The organism is Micromonospora sp. WMMD980 (assembly GCF_029626035.1).
In the GTDB taxonomy this organism is placed as follows: Bacteria; Actinomycetota; Actinomycetes; order Mycobacteriales; family Micromonosporaceae; genus Micromonospora.
In genome coordinates, this window is sequence record NZ_JARUBE010000003.1 from 531,775 (window position 1) to 554,309 (window position 22,535).

Annotated in this window: 24 protein-coding genes; 13 read left to right on the forward strand and 11 right to left on the reverse strand. The window is 73.4% G+C overall.

All coding sequences use genetic code 11. The features are described from left to right. Positions 1 to 27: 27 nt before the first annotated feature. The 4 genes from O7618_RS03015 to O7618_RS03030 all read left to right on the forward strand — a co-directional run bounded on the left by O7618_RS03015 (position 28) and on the right by O7618_RS03030 (position 3,388). Complete coding sequence (locus tag O7618_RS03015; RefSeq protein WP_278104411.1) at positions 28 to 1,188, forward strand: glycerate kinase; 1,161 nt, start codon at positions 28 to 30, stop codon at positions 1,186 to 1,188. 137 nt (positions 1,189 to 1,325) lie between these two features. Next, positions 1,326 to 1,697: an iron-sulfur cluster insertion protein ErpA gene (gene erpA / locus O7618_RS03020; protein ID WP_091059278.1), complete on the forward strand. Its 372-nt coding sequence runs from the start codon at positions 1,326 to 1,328 to the stop codon at positions 1,695 to 1,697. A 186-nt stretch (positions 1,698 to 1,883) separates the two neighbouring features. Next, a complete protein-coding gene (locus O7618_RS03025) occupies positions 1,884 to 2,858 on the forward strand; it encodes a carbohydrate kinase family protein (protein ID WP_278104412.1) in 975 nt (324 codons plus the stop codon). Positions 2,859 to 2,875: 17 nt separating this feature from the next. After that, a complete protein-coding gene (locus O7618_RS03030) occupies positions 2,876 to 3,388 on the forward strand; it encodes an ATP-binding protein (protein ID WP_278104413.1) in 513 nt (170 codons plus the stop codon). Positions 3,389 to 3,455: 67 nt separating this feature from the next. On the opposite strand, the gene O7618_RS03035 is transcribed toward O7618_RS03030, so the two are convergent. Continuing rightward, entirely contained in the window at positions 3,456 to 3,680 is a 225-nt protein-coding gene (locus tag O7618_RS03035; protein WP_278104414.1) for a sulfurtransferase TusA family protein, read from the reverse strand. Continuing rightward, the gene (locus tag O7618_RS03040) at positions 3,677 to 4,828 is read right to left on the reverse strand and encodes an aminotransferase class V-fold PLP-dependent enzyme (protein WP_278104415.1); all 1,152 of its coding nucleotides are present in this window, start codon (positions 4,826 to 4,828) and stop codon (positions 3,677 to 3,679) included. Before O7618_RS03040 ends, O7618_RS03035 begins: the two co-directional genes overlap by 4 nt. 170 nt (positions 4,829 to 4,998) lie before the next feature. Here O7618_RS03040 and coxB point away from each other — a divergent pair, with 170 nt between their 5' ends. Both coxB and O7618_RS03050 read left to right on the forward strand, forming a co-directional pair. Further along, positions 4,999 to 5,958 carry a cytochrome c oxidase subunit II gene (gene coxB / locus O7618_RS03045; protein WP_278104416.1) on the forward strand — a complete coding sequence of 320 codons (960 nt, stop codon included), beginning with the start codon at positions 4,999 to 5,001 and terminating at the stop codon, positions 5,956 to 5,958. Positions 5,959 to 5,968: 10 nt separating this feature from the next. Continuing rightward, entirely contained in the window at positions 5,969 to 6,397 is a 429-nt protein-coding gene (locus tag O7618_RS03050; RefSeq protein ID WP_278104417.1) for a cytochrome c oxidase subunit 4, read from the forward strand. 355 nt (positions 6,398 to 6,752) lie between these two features. Here the strand turns inward: O7618_RS03050 and O7618_RS03055 are convergent, their stop codons facing one another. From O7618_RS03055 to O7618_RS03070, 4 genes are all read right to left on the reverse strand, one after another. After that, entirely contained in the window at positions 6,753 to 6,959 is a 207-nt protein-coding gene (locus O7618_RS03055) for a hypothetical protein (RefSeq protein WP_278104418.1), read from the reverse strand. A 119-nt stretch (positions 6,960 to 7,078) separates the two neighbouring features. After that, the gene (gene trpD / locus O7618_RS03060; RefSeq protein WP_278104419.1) at positions 7,079 to 8,125 is read right to left on the reverse strand and encodes an anthranilate phosphoribosyltransferase; all 1,047 of its coding nucleotides are present in this window, start codon (positions 8,123 to 8,125) and stop codon (positions 7,079 to 7,081) included. Between the two features lie 77 nt (positions 8,126 to 8,202). Continuing rightward, complete coding sequence (locus O7618_RS03065; protein WP_278104420.1) at positions 8,203 to 8,601, reverse strand: hypothetical protein; 399 nt, start codon at positions 8,599 to 8,601, stop codon at positions 8,203 to 8,205. A 53-nt stretch (positions 8,602 to 8,654) separates the two neighbouring features. Further along, positions 8,655 to 9,635: a cytochrome c oxidase assembly protein gene (locus tag O7618_RS03070; RefSeq protein WP_278104421.1), complete on the reverse strand. Its 981-nt coding sequence runs from the start codon at positions 9,633 to 9,635 to the stop codon at positions 8,655 to 8,657. A 108-nt stretch (positions 9,636 to 9,743) separates the two neighbouring features. Between O7618_RS03070 and O7618_RS03075 the strand changes: the two genes are divergently transcribed. From O7618_RS03075 to O7618_RS03095, 5 genes are all read left to right on the forward strand, one after another. Continuing rightward, entirely contained in the window at positions 9,744 to 10,343 is a 600-nt protein-coding gene (locus O7618_RS03075) for a heme-copper oxidase subunit III (protein WP_091059316.1), read from the forward strand. A 72-nt stretch (positions 10,344 to 10,415) separates the two neighbouring features. After that, positions 10,416 to 11,249, forward strand: coding sequence for a cytochrome c (locus O7618_RS03080; RefSeq protein ID WP_278104422.1), 834 nt, complete (start codon positions 10,416 to 10,418; stop codon positions 11,247 to 11,249). A 67-nt stretch (positions 11,250 to 11,316) separates the two neighbouring features. Continuing rightward, positions 11,317 to 12,405 (forward strand): Rieske 2Fe-2S domain-containing protein, encoded by a 1,089-nt coding sequence (locus tag O7618_RS03085; protein ID WP_278104423.1) that lies wholly within the window; start codon positions 11,317 to 11,319, stop codon positions 12,403 to 12,405. Next, positions 12,402 to 14,033, forward strand: coding sequence for a cytochrome b N-terminal domain-containing protein (locus O7618_RS03090; protein WP_278104424.1), 1,632 nt, complete (start codon positions 12,402 to 12,404; stop codon positions 14,031 to 14,033). The genes O7618_RS03085 and O7618_RS03090 overlap by 4 nt, the downstream gene beginning before the upstream one ends. 235 nt (positions 14,034 to 14,268) lie before the next feature. Then, positions 14,269 to 14,943 (forward strand): DUF4142 domain-containing protein, encoded by a 675-nt coding sequence (locus O7618_RS03095; protein ID WP_278104425.1) that lies wholly within the window; start codon positions 14,269 to 14,271, stop codon positions 14,941 to 14,943. 61 nt (positions 14,944 to 15,004) lie between these two features. Here O7618_RS03095 and O7618_RS03100 read toward each other — a convergent pair whose 3' ends face one another. From O7618_RS03100 to O7618_RS03120, 5 genes are all read right to left on the reverse strand, one after another. Continuing rightward, positions 15,005 to 15,292: an Lrp/AsnC ligand binding domain-containing protein gene (locus tag O7618_RS03100; RefSeq protein WP_278104426.1), complete on the reverse strand. Its 288-nt coding sequence runs from the start codon at positions 15,290 to 15,292 to the stop codon at positions 15,005 to 15,007. Positions 15,293 to 15,344: 52 nt separating this feature from the next. After that, positions 15,345 to 16,217 (reverse strand): sugar phosphate nucleotidyltransferase, encoded by an 873-nt coding sequence (locus tag O7618_RS03105; protein ID WP_278104427.1) that lies wholly within the window; start codon positions 16,215 to 16,217, stop codon positions 15,345 to 15,347. Further along, positions 16,214 to 16,753: an NUDIX domain-containing protein gene (locus O7618_RS03110; RefSeq protein WP_278104428.1), complete on the reverse strand. Its 540-nt coding sequence runs from the start codon at positions 16,751 to 16,753 to the stop codon at positions 16,214 to 16,216. Before O7618_RS03110 ends, O7618_RS03105 begins: the two co-directional genes overlap by 4 nt. A 48-nt stretch (positions 16,754 to 16,801) precedes the next feature. Beyond that, positions 16,802 to 18,601, reverse strand: a complete 1,800-nt coding sequence (locus O7618_RS03115; RefSeq protein ID WP_278104429.1) for an HD domain-containing protein — start codon at positions 18,599 to 18,601, stop codon at positions 16,802 to 16,804. A 129-nt stretch (positions 18,602 to 18,730) separates the two neighbouring features. Continuing rightward, a complete protein-coding gene (locus tag O7618_RS03120; protein ID WP_278104430.1) occupies positions 18,731 to 20,488 on the reverse strand; it encodes a DEDD exonuclease domain-containing protein in 1,758 nt (585 codons plus the stop codon). Positions 20,489 to 20,614: 126 nt separating this feature from the next. On the opposite strand from O7618_RS03120, the gene O7618_RS03125 reads away from it, so the two are divergent. After that, positions 20,615 to 22,012, forward strand: a complete 1,398-nt coding sequence (locus tag O7618_RS03125) for an NYN domain-containing protein (RefSeq protein ID WP_278104431.1) — start codon at positions 20,615 to 20,617, stop codon at positions 22,010 to 22,012. Positions 22,013 to 22,231: 219 nt separating this feature from the next. After that, positions 22,232 to 22,450: a hypothetical protein gene (locus O7618_RS03130; protein WP_278104432.1), complete on the forward strand. Its 219-nt coding sequence runs from the start codon at positions 22,232 to 22,234 to the stop codon at positions 22,448 to 22,450. Positions 22,451 to 22,535 lie beyond the last annotated feature (85 nt).

Below are 22,535 nucleotides of genomic sequence, written 5' to 3' on the forward strand. Positions count from 1 at the left end.
AGCCCGGCCGCCCCGCAGCCGCCCACGATGTGGCCTGCCACACTGCTCGTCATGCGCGTGCTGCTCTGCCCGGACAAGTTCGCCGGCACGCTGCCGGCCCCCGACGTGGCCGCCGCGGTGGCCGAGGGCTGGCGGACCGTAGCCCCCGGTGACGACCTGCTGCTGAAGCCGCTCGCCGACGGGGGGCCGGGCTTCGTCGCGGTGCTCGCCGAGGCGCTCGGCGGGCGGCGGCTGACCGTGCCCACCGTCGACCCGCTCGGTCGCCCGGCCGCCGGTGAGATCCTGCTCACCGACGACGGCGTCGCCTACCTGGAGAGCGCCCAGGCGTGCGGCCTGCACCTGCTCTCCGCCGCCGAACGCGACCCGAAGGTCACCACCTCGTACGGGCTGGGGCTGCTCGTCGCCGCCGCGGTGGAGGCGGGCGCGCGGACCGTGGTGATCGGGCTGGGCGGCTCGGCCACCAACGACGGCGGCGCCGGCATGCTCGTCCCGCTCGGCGTCACCGGCCTCGACGCCGGTGGCCGGGCCCTGCCGTACGGCGGGGCGGCGCTGGCCGGGGTGGCGACGCTCGACGGCGTACCCCGGCTGCGCGGTGTGTCGCTCGTCGCCGCCACCGACGTGGACAACCCGCTGCTCGGGCTGCACGGCGCGAGCAGCGTCTTCGGCCCGCAGAAGGGCGCCGACCGGGCGGACGTGTTGCTGCTGGACGCGGCGCTGGAACGCTGGGCGGACGTGCTGGTCGAGCGGTTGCCCGGCTGCCCGCCCGGGCTCGGCGCGCTGCCCGGCGGCGGTGCGGCCGGCGGGCTCGGCGCGGCGGTGCTGGCGCTGGGTGGCCGGTGCTCCTCGGGCATCGGGCTGGTCACCCGCGCGGTCGGCCTGGACGTCGCGTTGGACGCCGCCGACCTGGTGATCACCGGTGAGGGCTCCTTCGACCACCAGTCGCTGCGCGGCAAGGTGGTCGCCGGCGTGGCCGGGGCGGCCCGGGACCGCGGCGTGCCCTGCGTGGTGCTGGCCGGACGGGTGAGCACCGGTCGGCGGGAGGCCGCCGCGGCCGGTGTCACGGAGGCGTACAGCCTGGTCGAGCACTTCGGCGGCGAGGCGCGCGGGGGAGTGGCGGCGGCGATGGAGCGTCCCGCCGAGGGGCTGCGGGCGCTCGGCGCCCGCCTGGCCGGTCAGTGGAGCCGCTGACCGGGTTCCGCTGGTCACGCTGCCGGGTGGGCGCGCCGCCGGCGGCGTACGATCGGAGACGGACCACCGGGAATACTGGCGGACGTGCGGCGTTGGCCAGTACGTCCGGACCTCATACCGCGCAGGGAGACTTCCACGTGACCACGCCAGCGCAGACCGAGTCGACCGAGGCCACGCAGGCCCCCAGCACCGTCGTCCTCACCGACGTCGCGGCGCAGAAGGTCAAGGCCCTGATCGAGCAGGAGGGCCGCGACGACCTGCGGCTCCGGGTCGCCGTGCAGCCGGGTGGCTGCTCCGGCCTGCGATACCAGCTCTTCTTCGACGAGCGGTCGCTCGACGGTGACGTCGTCACCGACTTCGGTGGCGTCGAGGTCGTCGTCGACCGGATGAGCGCCCCCTACCTGACCGGCGCGACGATCGACTTCGCCGACCGGATCGACGCCCAGGGCTTCACCATCGACAACCCGAACGCCGGCAGCTCCTGCGCCTGCGGCGACTCGTTCAGCTGAGTCGGCCCACCGACGCCTGACGAACGACGGCGGGGCCACCCTTCGGGGTGGTCCCGCCGCTTTGTGCTGTCCGCCGGGTGACGCCCGGATGGAGGCGGGACGACCGGTTCACGACCGACCGTCGACCGGGGCACCGGAACGACCGGTAGGCTGACCGCGCCGTGCTCCACGACCATGAGGGTTGACATGAAGATCGCCGTGACCGGCTCGATCGCGACCGACCACCTGATGAGCTTCCCCGGCCGCTTCGCCGACCAGCTCATCGCCGACCAGCTCGACAAGGTCTCGCTGTCCTTCCTCGTCGACGAGCTGGTGCTCAGGCGCGGCGGCACGGCCGCGAACATCGCCTTCGGCATGGCCCAGCTCGGGTTGCGGCCGGTGCTGCTCGGCGCGGTGGGGGCCGACTTCGCCGACTACCGCTCCTGGCTGGAGCGCCACGGCGTCGACTGCGACTCGGTGCACGTCAGCGACGTGGCGCACACGGCGCGCTTCGTCTGTACCACCGACACCGACATGTGCCAGATCGCCTCGTTCTACGCCGGGGCGATGAGCGAGGCCCGCAACATCGAGCTGGCCCCGGTGGCGCAGCGCCTCGGCGGGCTCGACCTGGTGCTGGTCAGCGCCAACGACCCGGCCGCGATGATCAGGCACTCCGAAGAGTGCCGGGACCGGGGCTACCCGTTCGTCGCCGACCCGTCGCAGCAGCTGGCCCGGATGGACGGCGCGGACGTGCTCGGCCTGGTGGATGGCGCCGACTACCTGATGACCAACGAGTACGAGAAGTCGCTGCTGCAGAACAAGGCCGGCCTCACCGACGAGCAACTGCTGGACCGGGTCAAGGTGCGGGTCACCACGCTGGGCAAGCAGGGCGTGGAGATCGCCGGCCGGGAGATCGGCACCATCCGGGTGCCGATCGCGCGGGAGATCCAGGCGGTCGACCCGACCGGCGTGGGCGACGGCTTCCGGGCCGGCTTCTTCGCCGCGCTCGACTGGGGCGTCGGCCTGGAGCGGGCGGCCCAGGTCGGCTGCCTGCTGGCCACGCTGGTGCTGGAGAACTTCGGCGGCCAGGAGTACGAGGTCCGCCGGGACCTGTTCGTGAAGCGGCTCGCCGAGTCGTACGGGGACGCGGCCGCCGAGGACGTCCGGCCGCACCTGCTGTGAGCGGCGCGGCGGGCGGGGTGGACCGTCCGGCCCCGGGCGGTCAGGTGCTCGTCGCCTTCGCCGGGCTGCCCGGGGTCGGCAAGAGCACGCTGGCCGTGCAGGTCGGCGCCGCGCTGCGCGCCCCGGTCCTGCCGGTCGACCCGGTCGAGCGGGCCCTCGGTCGCTACGGCCTCACCGGTGACGTGCCCGGCATGGCCGCCTACGGCGCGGTCGCCGGGCTGGCCGAGGTGCAGCTCGGCCTGGGGCTGAGCGTGGTGGTCGACGCGGTGAACCCGGTCGCCAGCGCCCGCGGGCTCTGGCACGACCTGGCCGAGCGGGCCGGTGTGCCGCTGCGGGTGATCGAGGTGCACTGCGGCGACGAGGCGGAGCACCGGCGTCGGGTCGAGGCCCGGCCGCCCGCCGAGCACGTGACCTGGGAGCAGACGTTGGTGCGCCGTGCCGAGTACGAGCCGCTGATCGGCCCGCGCCTGGTGGTGGACACCGCCGTGGCGATCGATCCGCTTCCCGGCATCCTCGCCTACCTGAGCTGAGCGCAGCTGCCGTCGGTGTCAGCAAGGGCGCCTTCCTCTACCGGAGGCGTTGAGAAGGGGCCCCTCCTTACACCCGGACGTCGTAGGCGGGGCCGGCGTCGGGGTGGGCCGTGAGGAACTCGTGGCCGCGCATCCGGCACCAGGCCGGGATGTCCACCGCCGCCGCCGGGTCGTCGGCGAGCACCCGAACCACCGCGCCGGCCGGCAGTCCGGGCACCCGGCGAGCGAGATTGATCACGGGAAGCGGGCAGCGCTGCCCGCGGCAGTCGAGCACCTCGTCCGGCTCGCTCACAGGCCGCTCACCCCCGCCTCGGCCCGCAGTTCCGCGACGATCCCGGGCAGCTCGGCCAGGAACCGCTCCACGTCCGCCTCGGTGCTCTCCCGGTGCAGCGACACCCGCACGTTGCCGTGCGACAGCACGCCCATCGCCTCCAGCACGTGCGACGGGCGCAGCGTCGAGGAGGTGCACGACGAGCCGGAGGAGACCGCGAAGCCACGCCGGTCCAGCGCGTGCAGGAGCGCCTCGCCGTCGACGTACAGGCAGGAGAACGTGACCAGGTGCGGGAGCCGATCCACCGGGTCGCCGACCACCTCCACGTCCGGCACCTCCGCCGCGACCCGGGCCCGGATCCGGTCCACCAGCGGCGCCAGCCGGGCCGCCTCGGCCGCCGCGTCGGCCGCCGCCGCGCGCAGGCTCGCCGCCGCGGCCACCACCGCCGGCAGGTTCACCACCCCCGGGGTACGCCCCGACTCGCGCTCGTCGGCCGGGTACGGCGACTCCCAGCGGGTGCCCTTGCGCACCACCAGCAGGCCGACGCCGGGCGGCCCGCCCCACTTGTGCGCGCTGGCGGTCAGCACCGACCAGCCCGCCGGCAGTGGCGCGCGGCCGGCCAGCTGCGCCGCGTCCACGTAGAGCGGCACCCCCGCCTCGGCGCACCGCTCCGCCGCGGCCGGCACCGGCTGCACCGTGCCCACCTCGTGACTGGCCCCGATCAGCGCGGCCAGCGCCACGCCGGGGGCGGCCACCGCCGCCGTCCAGGCGTCCAGGTCCAGCCGGCCCAGCCGGTCCACGGGTACGGACACCGCGTCGCCCCCGGCGGCGGTGTGCCGCTGCGCCGCGTGCAGCACCGCCGAGTGCTCGATCGCCGAGTGCACGAGCGTCGAACCGGCCCGCCGCCGCCCGACCAGGCCGCCGAGCACGGCGGCGTGCGCCGCGGTCGTACCGCTGGGGGTGAAGGAGAGTTCGTCGGCGCGGACGCCGAGCGTCTGCGCGGCTGCCTCCCGCGCGGCGTCGAGGAGCTGGCGGGCCCGGCGGGCCGACGCGTAGAGCCGGGCCGGGTCGGCCCAGCCGTCCGCCAGGGCGGCCAGCAGCGCCTGCCGCGCGACCGGATGCGGCGGGGCGGCGGTGGCGGCGTCCAGGTAGACCGGGGAGGCGCTCATGAGGTTCCACGCTATCGCTCGGGTACGCCCAAGATCCCCCCGATGGGGGCGGACAGTGACCCCAAGACGGTCTGGCCCGCCATGGTCGAGTAATCTGCGACCGTCGGTGACGCCTTTGCCGTCGGTGTCAGGGAAACAACCGCCGCGGCGCGCTAGGGAGGCAGGACCAGGTGGTCGCAAGGAGTTCGGAGGTACGGCCGTCGGCCGTACGGCACAGCGCTTCCCCGGGGGCCGGTGGGCGCCGGCGGCGTGGTGCTGGTCGACTCGCCGGGCTCGGTCTCGGCGGAGCGGCGCTGCTGGTCGTGCTCACCGGCTGTGACGTCGGCAAGACGTTCGGCGGGTTCGGTTGGCCGCAGGGCGGCATCACGCCCGAGTCGAACCGGATGTACGACCTGTGGATCGCCTCCTGCATCGCGGCGCTCGCGGTCGGCGTGTTCGTCTGGGGCCTGATCTTCTGGTGCGTGGTCCGCTACCGCAAGCGCGGCAACGAGCTGCCGGTGCAGACCCGCTACAACCTGCCGATGGAGTTCCTCTACACCATCGCGCCGATCCTCGTGGTCTCCGTGCTCTTCTACTACACCGCGGTCGTGCAGACCGACGTGAACAAGGAGTCGAAGAACCCGGACGTCACCGTCGAGGTCGTCGCGTTCAAGTGGAACTGGCAGTTCAACTACCGCGACGGGCAGGGCCGCGACGCCAACACCGTCGCCTCGGTGCTGGGCACCAGCGAGGTCATCCCGGTGCTGGTGCTGCCGAGCGGCCGGTCGATCCGGTTCGAGGAGCAGAGCCGCGACGTCATCCACTCGTTCTGGGTGCCGGAGCTGCTGTTCAAGCGCGACGTGATGCCGGGCAGCATCCGCAACACGTTCGAGGTCTCCAGCATCGACCAGGAGGGCGCGTTCGTCGGCCGTTGCGCCGAGCTGTGCGGCAGCTACCACGCCTTCATGAACTTCGAGCTGCGGGTGGTCTCGCCGGAGAAGTACGAGCAGTTCCTGGCCGCCAAGAAGGGCGGCAGCTCGACCCAGGACGCGCTCAAGGCGATCGGCGTGCCCGAGTACGCCACCACCACGAAGCCGTTCGACACGCGGCGCAACACCGCCAACTTCAACCCGTCCGACGCGGGAAGCTGAGGGGTCCGGCATGAAGACCGAGTGGAAGATCTTCCTGACCATCGCCGCGTTCCTGCTCGGTGCGACGATCCTCTACGGCGCCTGGACGTACGCCGACAGCGGCGGCCACGTCGAGTGGATCGGCACCGTGGCGCTGCTGCTGTCCTTCCTGCTCTGCTCGATGTGCGGCGGCTTCTTCTGGTTCGTCTCCCGCCGGATCGACCTGCGCCCGGAGGACCGGGCGGACGGCGAGATCGCCGACGGCGCCGGTGAGATCGGCTTCTTCAGCCCGGGCAGCTACTGGCCGTTCGGCCTGGCCCTGGCCGCCGCGATCGCCGGTCTGGGGCTCGTGTTCTGGCAGTTCTGGCTGCTGGGCCTGGGCCTGGTCGCGGTGGTCTTCGCCGCCTGCGGGCTGCTCTTCGAGTACTACTCGGGCACCCGCCGCACCGCCGAGCACTGACCCGCACATTCTTCGCCGCAGGCCCGCGCCCCCTCCGGGGCCGCGGGCCTGCGGCCTTGTGCGCCGTCCGCTGGGCTGCCCACCTCGTCGATCATGAAGTTGGCGGCACCGGCAGTCATCTTGGTACGGAACGGCCCCTCCAAGGGCCGGTCCGCCCGTGCCGGGCCTGCCGTCGGTGCGGCCCGTCTGGTGGTGCTGGGCCTGCCGGCACTGCCTGGCGTGGCGGTCGCGCTGTGCCCGGGTGTGCCGGTCGGCGGTCGCGTTGTGCCGGGTGCGTCGGTCGCCTGTTCGGCGTCGACGGGCGACCGGGGGTGCGGGCCGTCGGCGTGGATCGGCCGCGTGGCGGTGGGTGGGTTCAGGCCGCGTGACGGCGCGCGGGGCGCGGGGCGCGCCGGCGGGACCGCGTCGACGGGCGGACCGTGACCGTGGCGACCAGCACGGCCGCGCCGCACCCGGTGCAGACCAGCTCGGGGCAGTCGGCGCCGTGCCCGTCGCCGCAGAACGGCGTCTCGAACAGCACGACGCCCTGGCAGGTGTCGCAGTGGAGCTCGCGATCCGACACGGGCGTCTCCTCTCGCTCCGGGTGCCGGCGGTGGCGGGAGCCATCGCCCCACCGAACCATCGCCCGAAAGGGAAAATTACTCCCCTGTAGTTTGGTACGCGGGTACGACAGGCACCCGGTCAGGCGGCCTGGGCGACCGCCAGCCAGCGGTCCAACGTGGCCGCCGCCGAGCCCGAGTCGACCGACTCGGCGGCCCGGCCCAGGTTGGCGCGCAACGCCTCGTGCAGGTCGCCGTCGAGCGGGCCCTGCGTGGCCAGCGCGACCGCCGCGTTCACCAGCACGGCGTCGCGCACCGGGCCGGTCTCGCCGGCCAGCAGCCGCCGGACCACGTCGGCGTTGTAGACCGCGTCTCCGCCCCGCAGGTCGGCGAGGGTGGCCCGGGGTACCCCGAACTCCGCCGCGTCCAGCAGCGCCTCCCTGACGGTGCCCTGCTGCGCCACCCAGACCCGGGTCGGCGCGCCGGTGCTGAACTCGTCCAGCCCGTCCTCGCCCCGCACCACGATCGCCGAGTCGCCGCGGGCCGCGAAGACGGCCGCCATCACCGGCGCCATCCGCTTGTCGAAGCAGCCGACCGCGCCCGCGCGGGGACGGGCCGGGTTGGTCAGCGGGCCGAGGAAGTTGAACGCCGTGGGCACGCCGATCTCGCGCCGCACCGGGCCGGTGTGCCGCATGCCGGGGTGGAACCGGGCGGCGAAGCAGAAACCGATGCCGGCCTCGGTGACGCAGCGCGCCACCTGCTCCGGCGCCAGGTCGAGCGGCACACCGAGCTGCTCCAGCACGTCCGCGGTGCCGCAGGAGGAGGAGGCGGCCCGGTTGCCGTGCTTGACCACCCGCACGCCCGCGCCGGCGACCACGAGCGCGGCCATGGTGGAGATGTTGACGGTGTGGGCGAGGTCGCCGCCGGTGCCCACCACGTCGAGCGCGGTGGCACGGACGTCCTCGGGCAGTTCCACCGGGACGGCACGGGTCAGCATCGCCTCGACCAGGCCGCCCAGCTCGGCCGGCGTCTCGCCCTTGGTGCGCAGCGCCACGGCGAAGCCGGCGATCTGCGCCGGGGTGGCCGAGCCGGCCATGATCTCGCCCATCGCCCAGCCGGTGTCGGCGGTGGAGAGCTCCTCGCCGCGCAGCAGCGCGTTGAGCAGAAGCGGCCAGGTCCGTTCGCCCATGGCGGGCCTCCCGAGCGGCGTGAGTCAGGCGGTTGGGGGCGCGCCACGGCCGCGTCGCCGTGGCGCCGCGCGGCGGATCAGGCCGGGGCGTGCGTGCGGCGCAGCAGCTCGGCGACGGTGCTGCCGGCGGCCACCGGGTCCAGCGGGTGGGTCAGGGTGGCGTCGACCTCGGCGTACGCGGCGAGCCAGCGGTCGGCGGCGCGGGCCAGCACCACGCAGGTCGGCGGCGCGTCGTCCCGGTCGTCCTTGATCTGCCGGGCGATGCCGATGCCGCCGCCCGGGCTCGCCTCGCCGTCGAGCAGGAGCAGGTCGATCTCGTAGTCGTCGACCAGCCGGACGCAGCCGGCGTAGTCGGCGGCCTCGACGAACTCGATCTCGATGCCGGGCGCCGGTCGGGTGCCGACGGCGAGCCGCATCCGGTCCCGGACCTTCGGGTCGTCGCTGTAGAGCAGGACGGTGCAAAGACGATCGCTCATCGTGACGTGGCTCCCACCTCGTAGCTGCCCGCTGATCGTAGCGGGCGTCACATTCACCCGGTCGGACCGGCCCCGGCCCCGGCGCCCGCCTCGGCGGCGCGCTCGCGGGCCTCCTGGCGGTCGAGCTCGCGGTCCAGCCGACGGGCCTCGCGCTCCGACTGCTTGATCCACTGCACGACCAGCACCGCCAGCATGGTGACGCTGACGAACTCGCCGCCGGCCCAGAGGATGCCGCCGGCGACCACCTGGTCGTTGCGGGGGTCGGACCAGGCCAGGTTCAGCGACGGGTACCAGTCGCCGCCGAGCAGCGTGGTGCTCTGCATGATGGTGAGCCCGAGCACCGTGTGGAACGGCACCGACAGCAGCATGAGCAGCGCGCGGGCCGGGTAGGGCCAGCGGCCGGGCAGCGGGTCGAGGCCGAGCAGCGGCCAGAAGAAGACGCAGCCGGTCATGATGAAGTGCGCGTGCACCAGCTCGTGCGCCCACTCGTGGCGCAGGGTGAACTCGTAGAGGTTGGTGAAGTAGAGCACGAACGGGTTCGCCACGAAGATGGCGAACGCCACCAGCGGGAAGCTGTAGATCCGGGCCAGCCGGCTGTGCACGACCGCGAGCAGCCGCTTGCGGGGCCGCACCGGCAGCGTGCGCAGGGCCAGCGTCACCGGCGCGCCGAGCGCCAGGAAGATCGGCGCGACCATGGCCAGCACCATGTGCTGCACCATGTGCACGGAGAGCAGCGCGGTGTCGTAGGCGCCGAGCCCGCTGACCGTGACCAGGGCGATGCCGCCGAGGCCGGGGCCGAGGAACGCCACCGTGCGCAGCACCGGCCAGCGGTCGCCGCGCAGCCGCAGCCGGTGCGCCCCGTACAGGTAGAGCCCGGCGGCGAGCACCAGGCTCAGCGTGAGCCAGCTGTCCAGCCGGGTCTCGGTGAGCACCCGGGCCACGGTGAACGGCGGCGGGGCGGCCTCGCCCCCCGCCGCCAGGGTCGTCGGGGCGACGACCGAGGTGGCGGCGCGGATCTGATCGACGTGCAGCACGCTTTTCAGGGTAGGTCAGGCGAAGCGGACGACCACGATCGGGCCACTGCGGGCCCGGGTTTGCCACCCCGCTGATCGTCGGTCCCGGTCAAGGGCAATAATGACCGCGTGACTGCGGCCCCAGCCATTGACAAGAGCCGGATCCACTCCCTGACGCGTCCCAACATGGTCAGCGTCGGGACGATCGTCTGGCTCTCCAGCGAACTCATGTTCTTCGCGGCGCTGTTCGCGATGTACTTCTCGATCCGCGCGGCGGCGCCGGAGCAGTGGGAGAAGCACACCGAGGTCCTGAACATCCCGTACGCGACCACCTTCACGGTGATCCTCGTGCTCTCCTCGGTGACCTGCCAGCTCGGTGTCTTCGCGGCCGAGAAGGGCGACGTCCACGCCCTGCGTCGGTGGTTCACGATCACCTTCGTGATGGGTCTGATCTTCGTGCTCGGGCAGGCGAACGAGTACCGGACCCTGGTGCACGAGGGCGTCAAGATCAACGAAGACGGTTACGGGTCGATGTTCTACCTGACCACCGGCTTCCACGGTCTGCACGTGACCGGCGGGCTGATCGCCTTCATCATCTTCATGGTCCGTACCACCATGGGCCGGTTCACCCCGGCCCAGGCGACCTCGGCGATCGTCGTGTCCTACTACTGGCACTTCGTCGACGTCGTGTGGATCGGGCTGTACGCCATGATCTACTGGCTTCAGTGATCTTGGCGCGTCACGAACCGCGCCGCTGCTCCGTCCCCTGAGACAAGGTCCAACCGGTTAAGGACACAGGTCATGACTTCTGACAACGACCGCCGACGCGGTCTGCTCGCGCGGCTGCGCGGGCGGCCCGTGGCGCGCAGCAGGGGCCGCCGCCGGCTGGGTGCCGCGGTCCGGCTGGCCGCCGCGCTCATGCTGGCCGGCGGCGCCTACACCGTCTTCGCCCCGGGCGTGCAGGCGCAGGACAACCCGCCGCTGACCGCCGCCGGCAACGAGGGCAAGGCGCTGTTCGACGTGAGCTGCGTGACCTGTCACGGTCGCAACGCCCAGGGCGTCGAGGGTCGGGGCCCGAGTCTGATCGGCGTCGGGTCGGCCTCGGTCGAGTTCCAGGTTGGCAGCGGTCGCATGCCGATGGCCCGGCAGGAGGCCCAGGCCATGCGCAAGCCGCCGCAGTTCACCGACGAGCAGGTGCGCCAGCTCGGGCAGTACATCCAGGAGCTCGGCGGCGGCCCGCAGGTGCCGTCGGGCGACCTGCGTGAGGGCGCCAACATGTCCACCGGCGGCGAGCTGTTCCGGATCAACTGCTCGCAGTGCCACGCGTTCGGCGGTGGCGGCGGCGCGCTCTCCTCCGGCAAGTACGCGCCGAGCCTGAAGCCGGCCAGCGACCGGCAGATCTACGCCGCCATGCTGAGCGGCCCGCAGAACATGCCGGTGTTCGGCGACAACCAGATCACCCCCCAGGAGAAGGCGGACATCATCGCCTACATCCAGGAGACCCTGAAGCACGACCAGGACCAGGGCGGTTTCAACCTGGGCCGGTACGGCCCGTCGACCGAGGGTCTGGCGATCTTCCTGGTCGGCATCGTGGCGCTGGTCTTCGCGAGCCTGTGGATCGCGGGCAAGTCGTGACCGAGCCGAACGTCTGTATCATTGCCCTGGTGCCGGCCGCCGGCGCCACGCGTAGCGAGGTGACGGCATGAGCACCCACACCGAGCACCAGGCCCAGCAGGGCCGGGAGCCGGTCGACGTGAACGACCCGCGGCTCTCCCGGTTCGACATCGTCCAGGAAGGCGCCCGGCGGGACGACATCGAGATCGTCCACTACGAGGAGCAGGTCGTCCGGGGCAGCAAGGCCGAGCGCCGGCTGACCCGCACGGTCGCCCTGATGTTCCTGCTGACCGGCGTCTTCGCCACCGCCTTCCTGGTGATCTACATCTGGTGGCCCTGGCGGTGGGAGGCCGGTCGCGGCGGCGACAAGCTCTACACCCCGCTGCTCGGCCTGACCCTGGGCCTGGCGCTCCTCGGCATCGGCTTCGGCATCCTCACCTGGGGCAAGAAGCTGCTGCCCAAGGAGGTCTCGATCCAGGACCGGCACGACCAGGTCGACAACCCGGAGGATCGCAAGATCACCGGTGAGACCATGCTCTACCTGGCCGACGAGCTGGGCGTGAAGCGCCGGCCGCTGCTCGGCATCTCGCTGCTCGCCGGCCTGGCGCCGGTCGGCGCGGTGGTCGCCGCGCCGCTGATCGGTGGTCTGATCGAGCAGCCGCACAAGGACAACCAGATGTTCACCACCGGCTTCGCGCCGGCCGAGGGCGGCGAGAAGATCCGGCTGATCCGTGAGGACGGCCGGCCGATCCGCCCGGCGGACGTCAGCGTCGGCGGCCAGCTCACCGTGTTCCCGGGCATCGAGGGCGGGGTCAGCAACAAGCACGCCGACTCGCCGACCCTGCTGATCCACCTGCGTGAGGACGACGCGCAGAAGTCGCGCGCCGCCAACGAGCGCAAGGGCCACGGCGACTACATGTGGGGCAACTACGTCGCGTTCTCCAAGATCTGCACGCACGCCGGTTGCCCGGCCAGCCTCTACGAGCAGCAGACCAACCGGCTGCTCTGCCCCTGCCACCAGTCCCAGTTCCTCATCACCGACAACGCCAAGCCGATCTTCGGCCCGGCGAACCGGCCGCTGCCCCAGCTGCCGATCGAGGTGGACGAGGAGGGCTTCTTCGTGGCGAGGTCCGACTACACCGAGACCATCGGTCCCGACTTCTGGGAGCGGCCATGAAGCGCCGAAAGTTTGATGCGGCCGCGCTGCCGGCCAAGACCGCCGGGGCGGTGGACGACCGCTTCCAGGTCGCCACGCCGCTGCGCAAGCTGCTGAACAAGGTCTTCCCCGACCACTGGTCCTTCCTCCTCGGCGAGATCGCGCTGTTCTCGTTCGTGGTCCTGCTGCTGACCGGTGTGTTCCTGACCTTCTTCTACGAGCCGGCGATGACCGAGGTGACCTACGACGGCAGCTACGCGCCGCTGCGGGGCACCCCGATGTCGGCCGCGTACGCCTCCAGCCTGGACATCTCGTTCGACGTCCGCGGCGGCCTGATCATGCGGCAGATGCACCACTGGGCGGCCCTGCTGTTCATGGCCGCGATCGTGGTGCACATGCTCCGGGTCTTCTTCACCGGCGCGTTCCGCAAGCCGCGGGAGACCAACTGGATCATCGGCTCGCTGCTGTTCTGGGTCGGCTTCCTGGCCGGCTTCACCGGCTACTCGCTGCCGGACGACGGCCTGTCCGGCACCGGCCTGCGGATCGCCTCCGGCATCATCCTGTCGATCCCGGTGGTCGGTTCCTGGGTCAGCTCGTCGATCTTCGGCGGGGAGTTCCCCGGCACCATCATCATCAGCCGCTTCTTCATCGCCCACGTGCTGCTCATCCCGGGCCTGCTGGTGGCGCTGATCAGCGTGCACCTGGGCCTGGTGTTCAAGCAGAAGCACACCCAGTGGCCCGGCCCCGGCCGGACCAACTCCAACGTGGTCGGCGAGCGGATGTTCCCGCGCTACGCGCTCAAGCAGGGCGGCTTCTTCATGGTCGTCTTCGGCGTGATCGCGCTGATGGGTGGCCTCTTCCAGATCAACCCGATCTGGTACTTCGGCCCGTACGAGGCGTGGGTGGTCTCGGCGGCCAGCCAGCCCGACTGGTACGTCATGTTCCTCGACGGCTCGACCCGACTCATGCCGGGCTGGGAGATCCACATCCCGATCGGCAACGGCTACGTCATCCCGCCGCTGTTCTGGCCGACGGTGGTGCTCCCCGGCATCCTGGTGGGCCTGTCGACGATGTACCCGTTCCTGGAGGCGCGCCGTCTCAAGGACTACCGGCACCACAACCTGCTCCAGCGGCCCCGGGACGTGCCGGCCCGGACCGCGGTGGGCGCCATGGCGGTCGCCTTCTACGTCGTGCTGACGCTCTCCGGCGGCAACGACGTGATCGCCGACAAGTTCCACATCAGTCTGAACGCGATGACCTGGGCCGGCCGGGTCGGTCTGCTGGTCATCCCGCCGCTCGCCTACTACGTCACCTACCGGCTCTGCCTGGGTCTCCAGCAGCACGACCGGGAGGTGCTGGCGCACGGCGTGGAGACCGGCATCATCAAGCGGCTGCCCGACGGCCGGTTCGTCGAGGTCCACCAGCCGCTGACGTCGGCCGACGGGCACGACGGCCACGCACCGGCGCTCGACTACCCCGGCTGGGTGGTGCCGAAGAAGATGAACCGGCTCGGTGCCCTCGGGCCCGCGATCCGGGGCTTCTTCTACCCGATCGAGAAGCCGGCCGAGGCGCCGGTCTCGCCGGGGCACCCGCCGGTCGAGCCTCGGGGAGAGCGGGAGGAGATCAGCAGCGGCGACAGCCGACGCTGACCCTCCCCGGTACGACTGACCGTGGCGCCCGCCGGATCCTCCGGCGGGCGCCACGGGCGTTTCCACCCCACCCGTCCGGTGAGGCGGGGCCCCCGCTCAACGCTTTCGGAGGTGGCGGGGCCCCCGCTTGACACCTCCCGCTCCCGCCGCCGGCGACCCGGACGAGTGGAATCGCAGGAATAACCCCGGTCAGCCGGGTATCCGTGCGGTCCGACGTCTCATGGGGGAGGAACGCATGTTGGGAATCAAACGCCTGGGCCTGCTGGCCGCGCTGGTGGTCGTGGGGCTGGCGCCCGCCGCCGCGGCGCAGGCCGCGGCGCAGCCGTCGACGCAGGACACGCAGTATCTGCAGGCGGTGCACCAGGTCAACCTGTTCGAGATCACCGCCGGTAACCTGGCCCAGCAGAAGGGCCAGAACCAGCAGGTCAAGGACCTGGGCAAGATGTTCGTGACGGACCACACCCAGTTGGACCAGACGGTGCAGTCGACCGCCCAGCAGCTCAACGTGCAGCTGCCGGCCGACCCGACCGCCGACCAGCAGAAGGTCCTCGACAAGTTGAACGGCCTGAACGGGGCCCAGTTCGACAAGGAGTGGGTGACCGCGCAGCTGGCCGGCCACGTCCAGGCCATCCAGGCCACCCAGACGGAGATCTCGCAGGGCTCCGAGCAGTCGGTGGTCCAGCTCGCCCAGGACGCGTTGCCGGTGCTCCAGGCGCACTACGACGCGCTGGTGGCCCTGGCGCAGACCCTGGGCGTCCCGGTGCCGCAGACCAGCGCCAGCGGCACGCCCAGCCCGGGCGGCACCACGTCGCCGGGGACGGGTGACACCGAGTCGCCGGCTCCGGGCGGCAACGGGACCGAGGAGCCCGCTCCGGGCACCACGGAGACCCCGGAACCCGCGCAGAGCTGACGCGCCGTACGGCCGACGGTGGCCGGTCCGCCCGTACCGGGGCGGGCCGGCCACCCGTCTCTCAGTCGGCGCTGGCCAGCCCGATCGCGAACGCCTCCTCCAGGTCGTGCTGGGAGTAGGCGCGGAACGCGATGTGCGACTCGGTGTTGAGCACGCCGGGCACCTTGGAGATGCTGCCGGCGATGACCTGGGCGATCTGCTCGAACTCGCGGACCCGGACCATGGCGATCAGGTCGACGTGCCCGGCCACCGAGTAGACCTCGCTGACGCCGGGCAGGTCGGCCAGCGCCTCGGCCACCTCGGGGATGGAGTCGGTGGAGCAGTCGATCAGCACGATCGCGGTGATCACGGGACGTTTCTCCGTTCGTCGGCGACGAGGCTCATGCTAGAGCCCGGTGCGGTCAGCGCGCGGCCGGGACGGTCAGGTCGACCCCGGCCCGGATCACCCCGGCGAGGCGCTCCCCGGCGGCGACGCTCGCCCCGGGCCAGACCACCGACCTGTCGACCGCGCCGTGCACCCGCGCGCCCGGGCCGACCACCGACCGGGTGACCGTCCCGTCGACCGTGGCGGACGGATCGACCAACCCGTCCGGGCCGGCGGCGTGCAGGTTCGCGGCCAGGTAGTCGGCGGGCGTGCCGGTGTCGTAGAACGTGCCCCGGTAGGGGATCACGGTCAGCGCACCGGCCGCCTCCGCCGGCCGCCACACCGCCCGGACCAGGTCACCGAAGGTGGCCGGGAGGTCGCGGACCAGCCGCCAGGGCAGCAGCGAGAACCCGACGAAGCGGTGGCCGGCGAAGGTGCCGGGGGCGGCCGGGTCGTCCGCCGGCTGGCCGAGCAGGCGTACGCTCCGCCCGTCCCAGCCGTCGAGCAGCGCGGCCACGTCCGCGCCCGGCGGGGCCGCCGGGTCGGCGAGGTACGCGTCGGCGTTGCCGACCAGCACGCCCCGCCCGCCGATCCAGTCCCGCAGCCGTCCCACGCCGCCCGCGGTGCCCAGCGGGTTGCCCGGCTCGACCGACAGGTGGGCCCGGTCGCCCACCCGGGCCACCACCTGCTCGCCCAGGTAGCAGGCGTTCACCGCGACCCGGTCCGGGCCGGTCAGCCCGAGTCCGGCCAGCCGCGTCAGCGCCCGGTCGAGCAGCGGCACGTTGCCGACCGGGCAGAGCGCCTTGGGCACCCGCTCGGTCAACGGCCGCAGCCGGGTGCCCTCGCCCGCGGCCAGCACCACCGCGCACACGTCGACGGCCGCAGCCGGGTCCGAACCGAGGGGGTTCACGGTGTCGGTGGGGTCGCCGGGGGGACCTCGCCGGCGCGCGGGCCGATGCCGTAGTGGGCCAGCAGGTTGGCCGTGGCGCGACTGAGTCGGGGCAGGTCGTCGAGTGGGTGCCAGGCGGCCTCCAGCACCTCGGCCCCGTCCACCGTCAGCTCGGTGCGCGACGCCGGCACGTCCGCCTCGAAGACCACGTCCACCCAGCCCTTGGCGTGCACGACCGCGTTCGGCACGGCCGGGCGGAGCCGGTCGGGGGAGAGCCGGACGCCGGACTCCTCGTGCAGCTCCCGGGCCGCGCCGACCACCGGCGGCTCACCGCGCTGCAACAGGCCGGCCGGGAGGCTCCAGCTGTGGCCGGGGGGCTGGCGCAGCAGCAGGATCCGGCCGGCGCCGCCGGCCTCCGCGTCCCGCACCAGCGTCACCGCGCCCACGATGTACTTCGGCACGGCGAGCCGGACCAGTCGCCGTCGCATCGGGACCGGGAGCCGGTAGAACAGCCGGTAGCCGATGGCCCGTCCGGTGGCACGCGCGCGGGGGATCATGCGTCCAGGCTAGTGGCCGGCCGGGAGCCGCGGGCGAACGCCCTTCGGCTACTGCCGGTGGTCGACCAGGTTGATCAGCTGCTGCACCACCGTGTCGGGCTCCACCGAGCGGTCGAACACCGCCACCAGCAGCGTCTCCAGGTCGGGATAGCCGAGTTCCTCGGAGAGCCGCAGCAGGGGCAGGTCGCTGGCCAGCCCCCGGTCGTGCTTGCGCAGCGCCAGGCCGATCGAGGCCCGGCCGAGCCGCACCTTGTCGGCGATCGAGATGCCCGGCTCGGTGTGCTCGGCGAACCACCTGTTGATCTGCATCTGGGCGTGCGGGGACTTGACGAAGCCCAGCCACTCCCGGCGCGGCCCGCGCGGGGCCACGTCGGCCTCGAAGCCGCTCTCCGCGTCGCTCTCCGCGTCGCTCTCGGTGAAGATCTCCACCACGTCGCCCTCCTCCAGCTCGGAGGAGAGCGGGGCCAACCGGCCGTTGATCCGGGTGGCGAGGCAGTGGTCGCCGCGTTCGGTGCCCAGCTCGTAGGCGAGGTCGACCGGGGTGGCCCCGGCCGGCAGCACCACCTGCCGGCCGTCGGCGACCACCTGGATCTGTGCCTCCGCCAGGTCGCCGCGCAGCGAGGCCATGAACTGGGTCGGGTCGACCGTCTCCTGCTCCCAGTCGAGCACCCGGCGCAGCCAGCCCAGCTCCTCCGCGCGGTCGGCGGCCCGGCCCGCGACCTGGGGGAAGCGGTAGTGGGCGGCCACGCCGTATTCCGCGGCGCGGTGCATCTCGGTGGTGCGGACCAGCACCTCCACCGTGCGGTCCTGCGGACCGCAGACGCTCGTGTGCAGTGACCGGTAGAGGTTGTTCTTCGGTGAGGCGATGAAGTCCTTGAAACGGCCCGGCACGGGCCGCCACAGCCCGTGCACGGCGCCGAGCGCCGCATAGCAGTCGGTCGGCGGCCCGTCCACCACGATGGCGATGCGGGGCAGGTCGAACGGCGCGGCGTGGTCGCCGGCGACGGTGTCCTTCCAGACCGAGTAGAGGTGCCGAGGGCGGGGGGAGACCTCGGCGTCCACCCGGCTGCGGCGCAGCGCCGCCCGGGTGCGGGCCACCACGTCGGCCAGGTAGGCGTCCCAGCCCGGCCGGTCGTGCACGAACCGCGCGATGCGCGCGTGCTCCTCGGGTTGCAGGTGCAGCAGCACCACGTCGTCCAGCTCGCGCTTGAGGGTCTGGATGCCCAGCCGGTCGCAGAGCGGGACCAGCACCTCGAGCGTCTTGCGGGCGATCCGCTCCCGGGAGGCGGCCGAGCGCACCCCGAGCGTGCGCATGTTGTGCAGCCGGTCGGCCAGCTTGATGACCAGCACCCGGACGTCCTTGCCGGCCGCCACGATCATCTTGCGAACGGTCTCCGCCTCGGCGGCCTTGCCGTAGAACGCCTTGTCGAACTTGGTCACCCCGTCGACCAGGTGGGCCACCTCGCGGCCGAAGTCCTCCTGGAGGGCCTGGAGCGTGTAGCGGGTGTCCTCCACCGTGTCGTGCAGCAGCGCGGCGACCAGCGTGGTGGTGTCCATGCCGAGGTCGGCGCAGATCTGCGCGACCGCGAACGGGTGGGTGATGTAGGGCTCGCCGCTCTTGCGGAACTGACCGCGGTGCATGTTCTCGGCGATCGTGTAGGCCCGGCGCAGCACCGACGCGTCGGCGCTGGGGTGGATGCCCCGGTGCGCGCGGACCAGCGCGGTGACCGGGTCGCCGTCGGCGGTGGGCCAGGCGAGCAGGGAGCGCAGCCGGCGGGTGAGCGGCAGCTCGCCCTGGGTCGGAAGGGAGCCGCCCAGGGCGGCGCCGTGTCCGGCGTCGACGTCCACCTGGGACACCTCCTCACCCCGGCTCTCGGCCGCCGGGGACCGGCGAACGGGAGCAGGCCCGCGAAATCGGGCAGGACTGCACTCCTTCAACAGCCTAAGGGAGTCGACGTAGTCCGATCGGACACTTGGTCATGAGCGTTCGGTCGAGAAATGGTGGGACCCGCCGTGCTCGGCCTTGGCCAGCAGGTCACGGAAGCGCCCCGCGCCGGCCACCGGGGAGGCCCAACCGGCGGTCGCCTCGACCAACCGGGTCTCGTCCCGCTCCAACCAGGACAGGATCCGCTCGGTCTCCTCGGCGGTGGCGGCCGGCACCGGACCGTGCCCGGGCAGCACCGTCTCGGCGGTGGCCCGGATCGCCGCGATCGTCGGTCGAGGGTGGACGCCCGGCGGGGAGACCCCGGCCCCGGCCAGTCGGCCGTGGCGGACCAGGGCCAGCTCCCAGCCGCCCCGGGCGGCCGGCCGGGCGGCGGCCAGCTCGGCGATGCCGGTCAGCGCGGCCAGCCGCTGCATCCGGACCGCGGCGCGCAGCACCGCGGCCAGCCGCCCCCGGACCACTGCGGCCTCCTCGTAGCGGTGGGCCGCGGAGAGCACCTCGATCCGGGCGAGCAGGGCGTCCACCACCACCGCCGGGTCGTCGCGGGTGGCGGTGCGGAACGGGGCGGCGGCGCGGAGCTCGTAGTCCTCCGGGGTGATCAGGTGCTCGCACGGTGCCGGGCAGCGGCCCAGCTCGGCCAGCGCGCAGGCGGGCATGGTGGTGCGCCGGGAGAGCCGGTGGGTGCACTGGCGCAGCGGCACCGCGTCGTGGAAGCCGGCGGCGGCCAGCTCGGCGGCCTGCTTGGAGCGGAACGGGCCGAGGTAGGCGGTGTCGGCGGGCCCGAGGCCGCGCACGACCGACAGTCGGGGGTAGGCCTCGTCGGTGAGCTTCAGCCAGACCTGGCGCTCCGGGTATTTCGACCGGCGGTTGTAGGGCGGGGCGTGCGCCGCGATCAGCCGCAGCTCGCGGACCTCGGCCTCCAGCGAGTGGGCGCACTCGACCGCCTCCACCCGCTCGGCGGCGGCGAGCATCTCGGAGATGCGGGCCCGCTTCTCGGCGGCGGTGAAGTAGCTGCGTACCCGGGTGGCGATGTCGCCGGAGGTGCCGACGTAGAGCGGGCGGTCGTCGGCGGCCCGGAAGATGTAGACGCCCGGGACCTTCGGCAGCCCGTCGGCGAGGTGCCGCTTGCGGCGCTGGGTGGGGGTGACCGCGCGGGCGAACTCGATCGCCTCGCCGACGGTGTCGACGCGGTGCCCGCCGAGCCGGCCGATCAGCCCGTGCAGCACGTCGACAGTGGCCTTGGCGTCGTCGAGCGCCCGGTGGTTGGGCTGGGTTGCGGTGCGGAAGAAGGCGGCGAGCGTGCCGAGCTTCCGGTTCGGCACCTCGTCGCGGGTGAGCACCCGCCGGGCCAGCGCGGCCGTGTCCAGCACCCGGGGGTTGGGCCAGGGGTAGCCGTGCCGGGCGCAGGCGGCCTTGAGGAAGCCCACGTCGTAGGGGGCGTTGTGGGCGACGAGCACGGCGTCGGTGAGGAACTCCAGGAAGCTCGGCAGCACCTGCTCGATCGGCGGGGCGGGCAGCAGCATGGCCTGGGTGATGCCGGTCAGCACGGTGATGAACGGCGGGATCGGCACACCCGGGTTGACGAGCGTGGCGAGCACGCCCAGCTCCTCACCGCCCCGGACCTTGACCGCGCCGATCTCGGTGATCCCGCCGCCGTCCGGCGCACCGCCGGTGGTCTCCAGGTCGACCACCACGAAGGTGGTCGCGTAGAGCGGCAGCGCGGGGTCGACGCCGCCGCCCGCCGCCCGGTCCAGACCGGCCAGGGCCTCCTGGACGTACTCCGTTCCCGTCACCAGCGGGACGGTAACGGCACGGTCCGACACTCCCGTCACTCCGGTCCCACCGACACCACGGGGGTACGATGAGAGATCGGCTCACTCACCGGGTGGTGGGCCCGTTCGGGGTGGGAGACTGGCCACATGCCCCTCGCCGAGCCGCACGACGACCGCTCCTCCGCGGAGGAGCCGGTGGTCGGCGCGCCCGAGGTCGGTGAGGACGCCGCTGCCGTCGAGCCCGAGCCCACGCTCCCCGAGCCGGTGCGGCAGCGGATCGTCGCGCTGACCGCCGCGGTGCTGCCCGGGCTGCCCGGCGACGAGGTGCCGGTGCCGCTGCGCCGGGTCGCCAAGTTCGCTCCCAACCGTCGGGCCCGGCTCGGCGCGCCGGTGATCGCCGCGCAGCTCACCGCCGACCCGCTGTTCCGGCAGCGGGTCACCGCCCGGGTGCTCGCCGACGCCGGCGACCTCGGCGCGGCGGTGGTGGAGGGCACCGCGCCGGCCGCGGCCGACCCGGTCGAGGTGGCCGCCCTGGCCTACCTGGCCCGGCCCCGGGGCTGGCGGGAGCTGATCGAGGCCAGCGGCGAGGCGGTGCGCGCCGAGGCGGACAGCGCGGTCGTGGCCGAGCTGGTCCGCGAGGCCGAGCAGCGGGCCACCCGCGCCGAGCACGACCGGGCGGTGGCCCGGGTCGAGGCCGAGAAGCTCCGCGACGAGCTGGCCCGGGTCCGGGAGGAGCTGGGGCAGCTCCGCGAGGAGGCCCGCCAGCTGGCCCGTACCCTGCGGGAGACCCAGGCCCGCGAGCGCAAGGCCACCGAACTGCTGGCCACCGAGCGGGGCCGGGCGGCCCGCGCGGCGGCCGACGCGGACGCCGAGCTGCGCCGCGCCCGGGCCCGGCTGGCCGAGGCGGAGGCCGCCGCGGGGGTGGCCCGGGCCAGCGCGAAGGAGGCCCGCTCGGTCGACGACGCCCGGCTGTGGCTGCTGCTGGAGACGATCGGCCAGGCGGCCGTCGGGCTGCGCCGGGAGCTGGCCCTCGACCCGGTGGACGCGCTGCCGGCGGACTTCGTCGCCGACGCGTTCGCCGACCAACCGGGTGCCGCGCCGGCCGGCGCGGCGACGCGGGCCCGCGACACCGACGACCCGGCCCGGCTCGACCAGCTCCTCGCCCTGCCCCGGGCGCATCTGGTGGTGGACGGCTACAACGTCACCAAGCGCGGCTTCGGCGAGATGTCGCTGGAGCAGCAGCGCAAGCGGCTGATCAGCGGGTTGGGCGGGATCGCCGCGCAGACCGGCGACGAGGTGACCGTGGTCTTCGACGGTGCCGAGCGGATCCACGGGCTGCCGCCCGCGCCGCGCGGCGTGCGGGTGCTCTTCTCCCGCAAGGGCGAGACCGCGGACGAGCTGATCCGGCGGCTGGTCCGCGCCGAGCCGGCCGGGCGGCCGGTGGTGGTGGTCTCGTCCGACCGCGAGGTCGCCGACGGGGTCCGCCGGCACGGCGCGTATCCGCTCGGCGCCGACTCGCTGCTGCGCCGGCTCGCCCGTTCCTGACCGACCCGCCCCCGCGAGGATCGACTCCACCTCGGGGAGATGGCGGGGTCGGGGGTGGGCTGATCGCGCCACTTCGGCGTACTGGTGGCTGGATGATCGTTTTCGAGGTGGGTGCTGCCTCGTTGTCCGGTTCTGTCGTACCCGCGGCCTAGCCTGATGGTGACCGACGGTGGTGGTCCCTTCCCCGACCGCCACCGGCGACCGCGTCAGGAGGCGTTCATGCTCATCGACTGCGACGGCTGCGGCATCCGCGGCGCCGGCTGCTCCGGTTGCCTGGTGACCGCGCTGCTCGACCCCGACTCCCCGGCGGCCGACCTGGGGCCGGCCGAGCACCGGGCGATCGAGGTGTTCGCCCGCGCCGGCTTCGACGTCGAGGTGCTGGCACCGACGGCCGCTCCCGCGCCCCGCCGTGCCGCCGGCCGACGGCGGGTCGCCTGACCCGAGCCGGGCGACACCTGGTCGGCCCGCCCGGACCGGGCCATAGGATGGGCGGTCACGGCGAAGGGGAGCGGTATGAGGCGGA

Bases quoted from the DNA above. Each gene is read 5' to 3' on its own strand.
- O7618_RS03050 (WP_278104417.1), top strand. From the start codon at position 5,969: ATGAAGACCGAGTGGAAGATCTTCCTGACCATCGCCGCGTTCCTGCTC.
- O7618_RS03080 (WP_278104422.1), top strand. From the start codon at position 10,416: ATGACTTCTGACAACGACCGCCGACGCGGTCTGCTCGCGCGGCTGCGC.
- O7618_RS03025 (WP_278104412.1), top strand. From the start codon at position 1,884: ATGAAGATCGCCGTGACCGGCTCGATCGCGACCGACCACCTGATGAGC.
- O7618_RS03015 (WP_278104411.1), top strand. From the start codon at position 28: ATGTGGCCTGCCACACTGCTCGTCATGCGCGTGCTGCTCTGCCCGGAC.
- O7618_RS03095 (WP_278104425.1), top strand. From the start codon at position 14,269: ATGTTGGGAATCAAACGCCTGGGCCTGCTGGCCGCGCTGGTGGTCGTG.
- O7618_RS03130 (WP_278104432.1), top strand. From the start codon at position 22,232: ATGCTCATCGACTGCGACGGCTGCGGCATCCGCGGCGCCGGCTGCTCC.
- O7618_RS03090 (WP_278104424.1), top strand. From the start codon at position 12,402: ATGAAGCGCCGAAAGTTTGATGCGGCCGCGCTGCCGGCCAAGACCGCC.
- trpD (WP_278104419.1), bottom strand. From the start codon at position 8,125: ATGGGCGAACGGACCTGGCCGCTTCTGCTCAACGCGCTGCTGCGCGGC.
- O7618_RS03125 (WP_278104431.1), top strand. From the start codon at position 20,615: ATGCCCCTCGCCGAGCCGCACGACGACCGCTCCTCCGCGGAGGAGCCG.
- O7618_RS03040 (WP_278104415.1), bottom strand. From the start codon at position 4,828: ATGAGCGCCTCCCCGGTCTACCTGGACGCCGCCACCGCCGCCCCGCCG.
- O7618_RS03110 (WP_278104428.1), bottom strand. From the start codon at position 16,753: ATGATCCCCCGCGCGCGTGCCACCGGACGGGCCATCGGCTACCGGCTG.
- O7618_RS03065 (WP_278104420.1), bottom strand. From the start codon at position 8,601: ATGAGCGATCGTCTTTGCACCGTCCTGCTCTACAGCGACGACCCGAAG.
- O7618_RS03085 (WP_278104423.1), top strand. From the start codon at position 11,317: ATGAGCACCCACACCGAGCACCAGGCCCAGCAGGGCCGGGAGCCGGTC.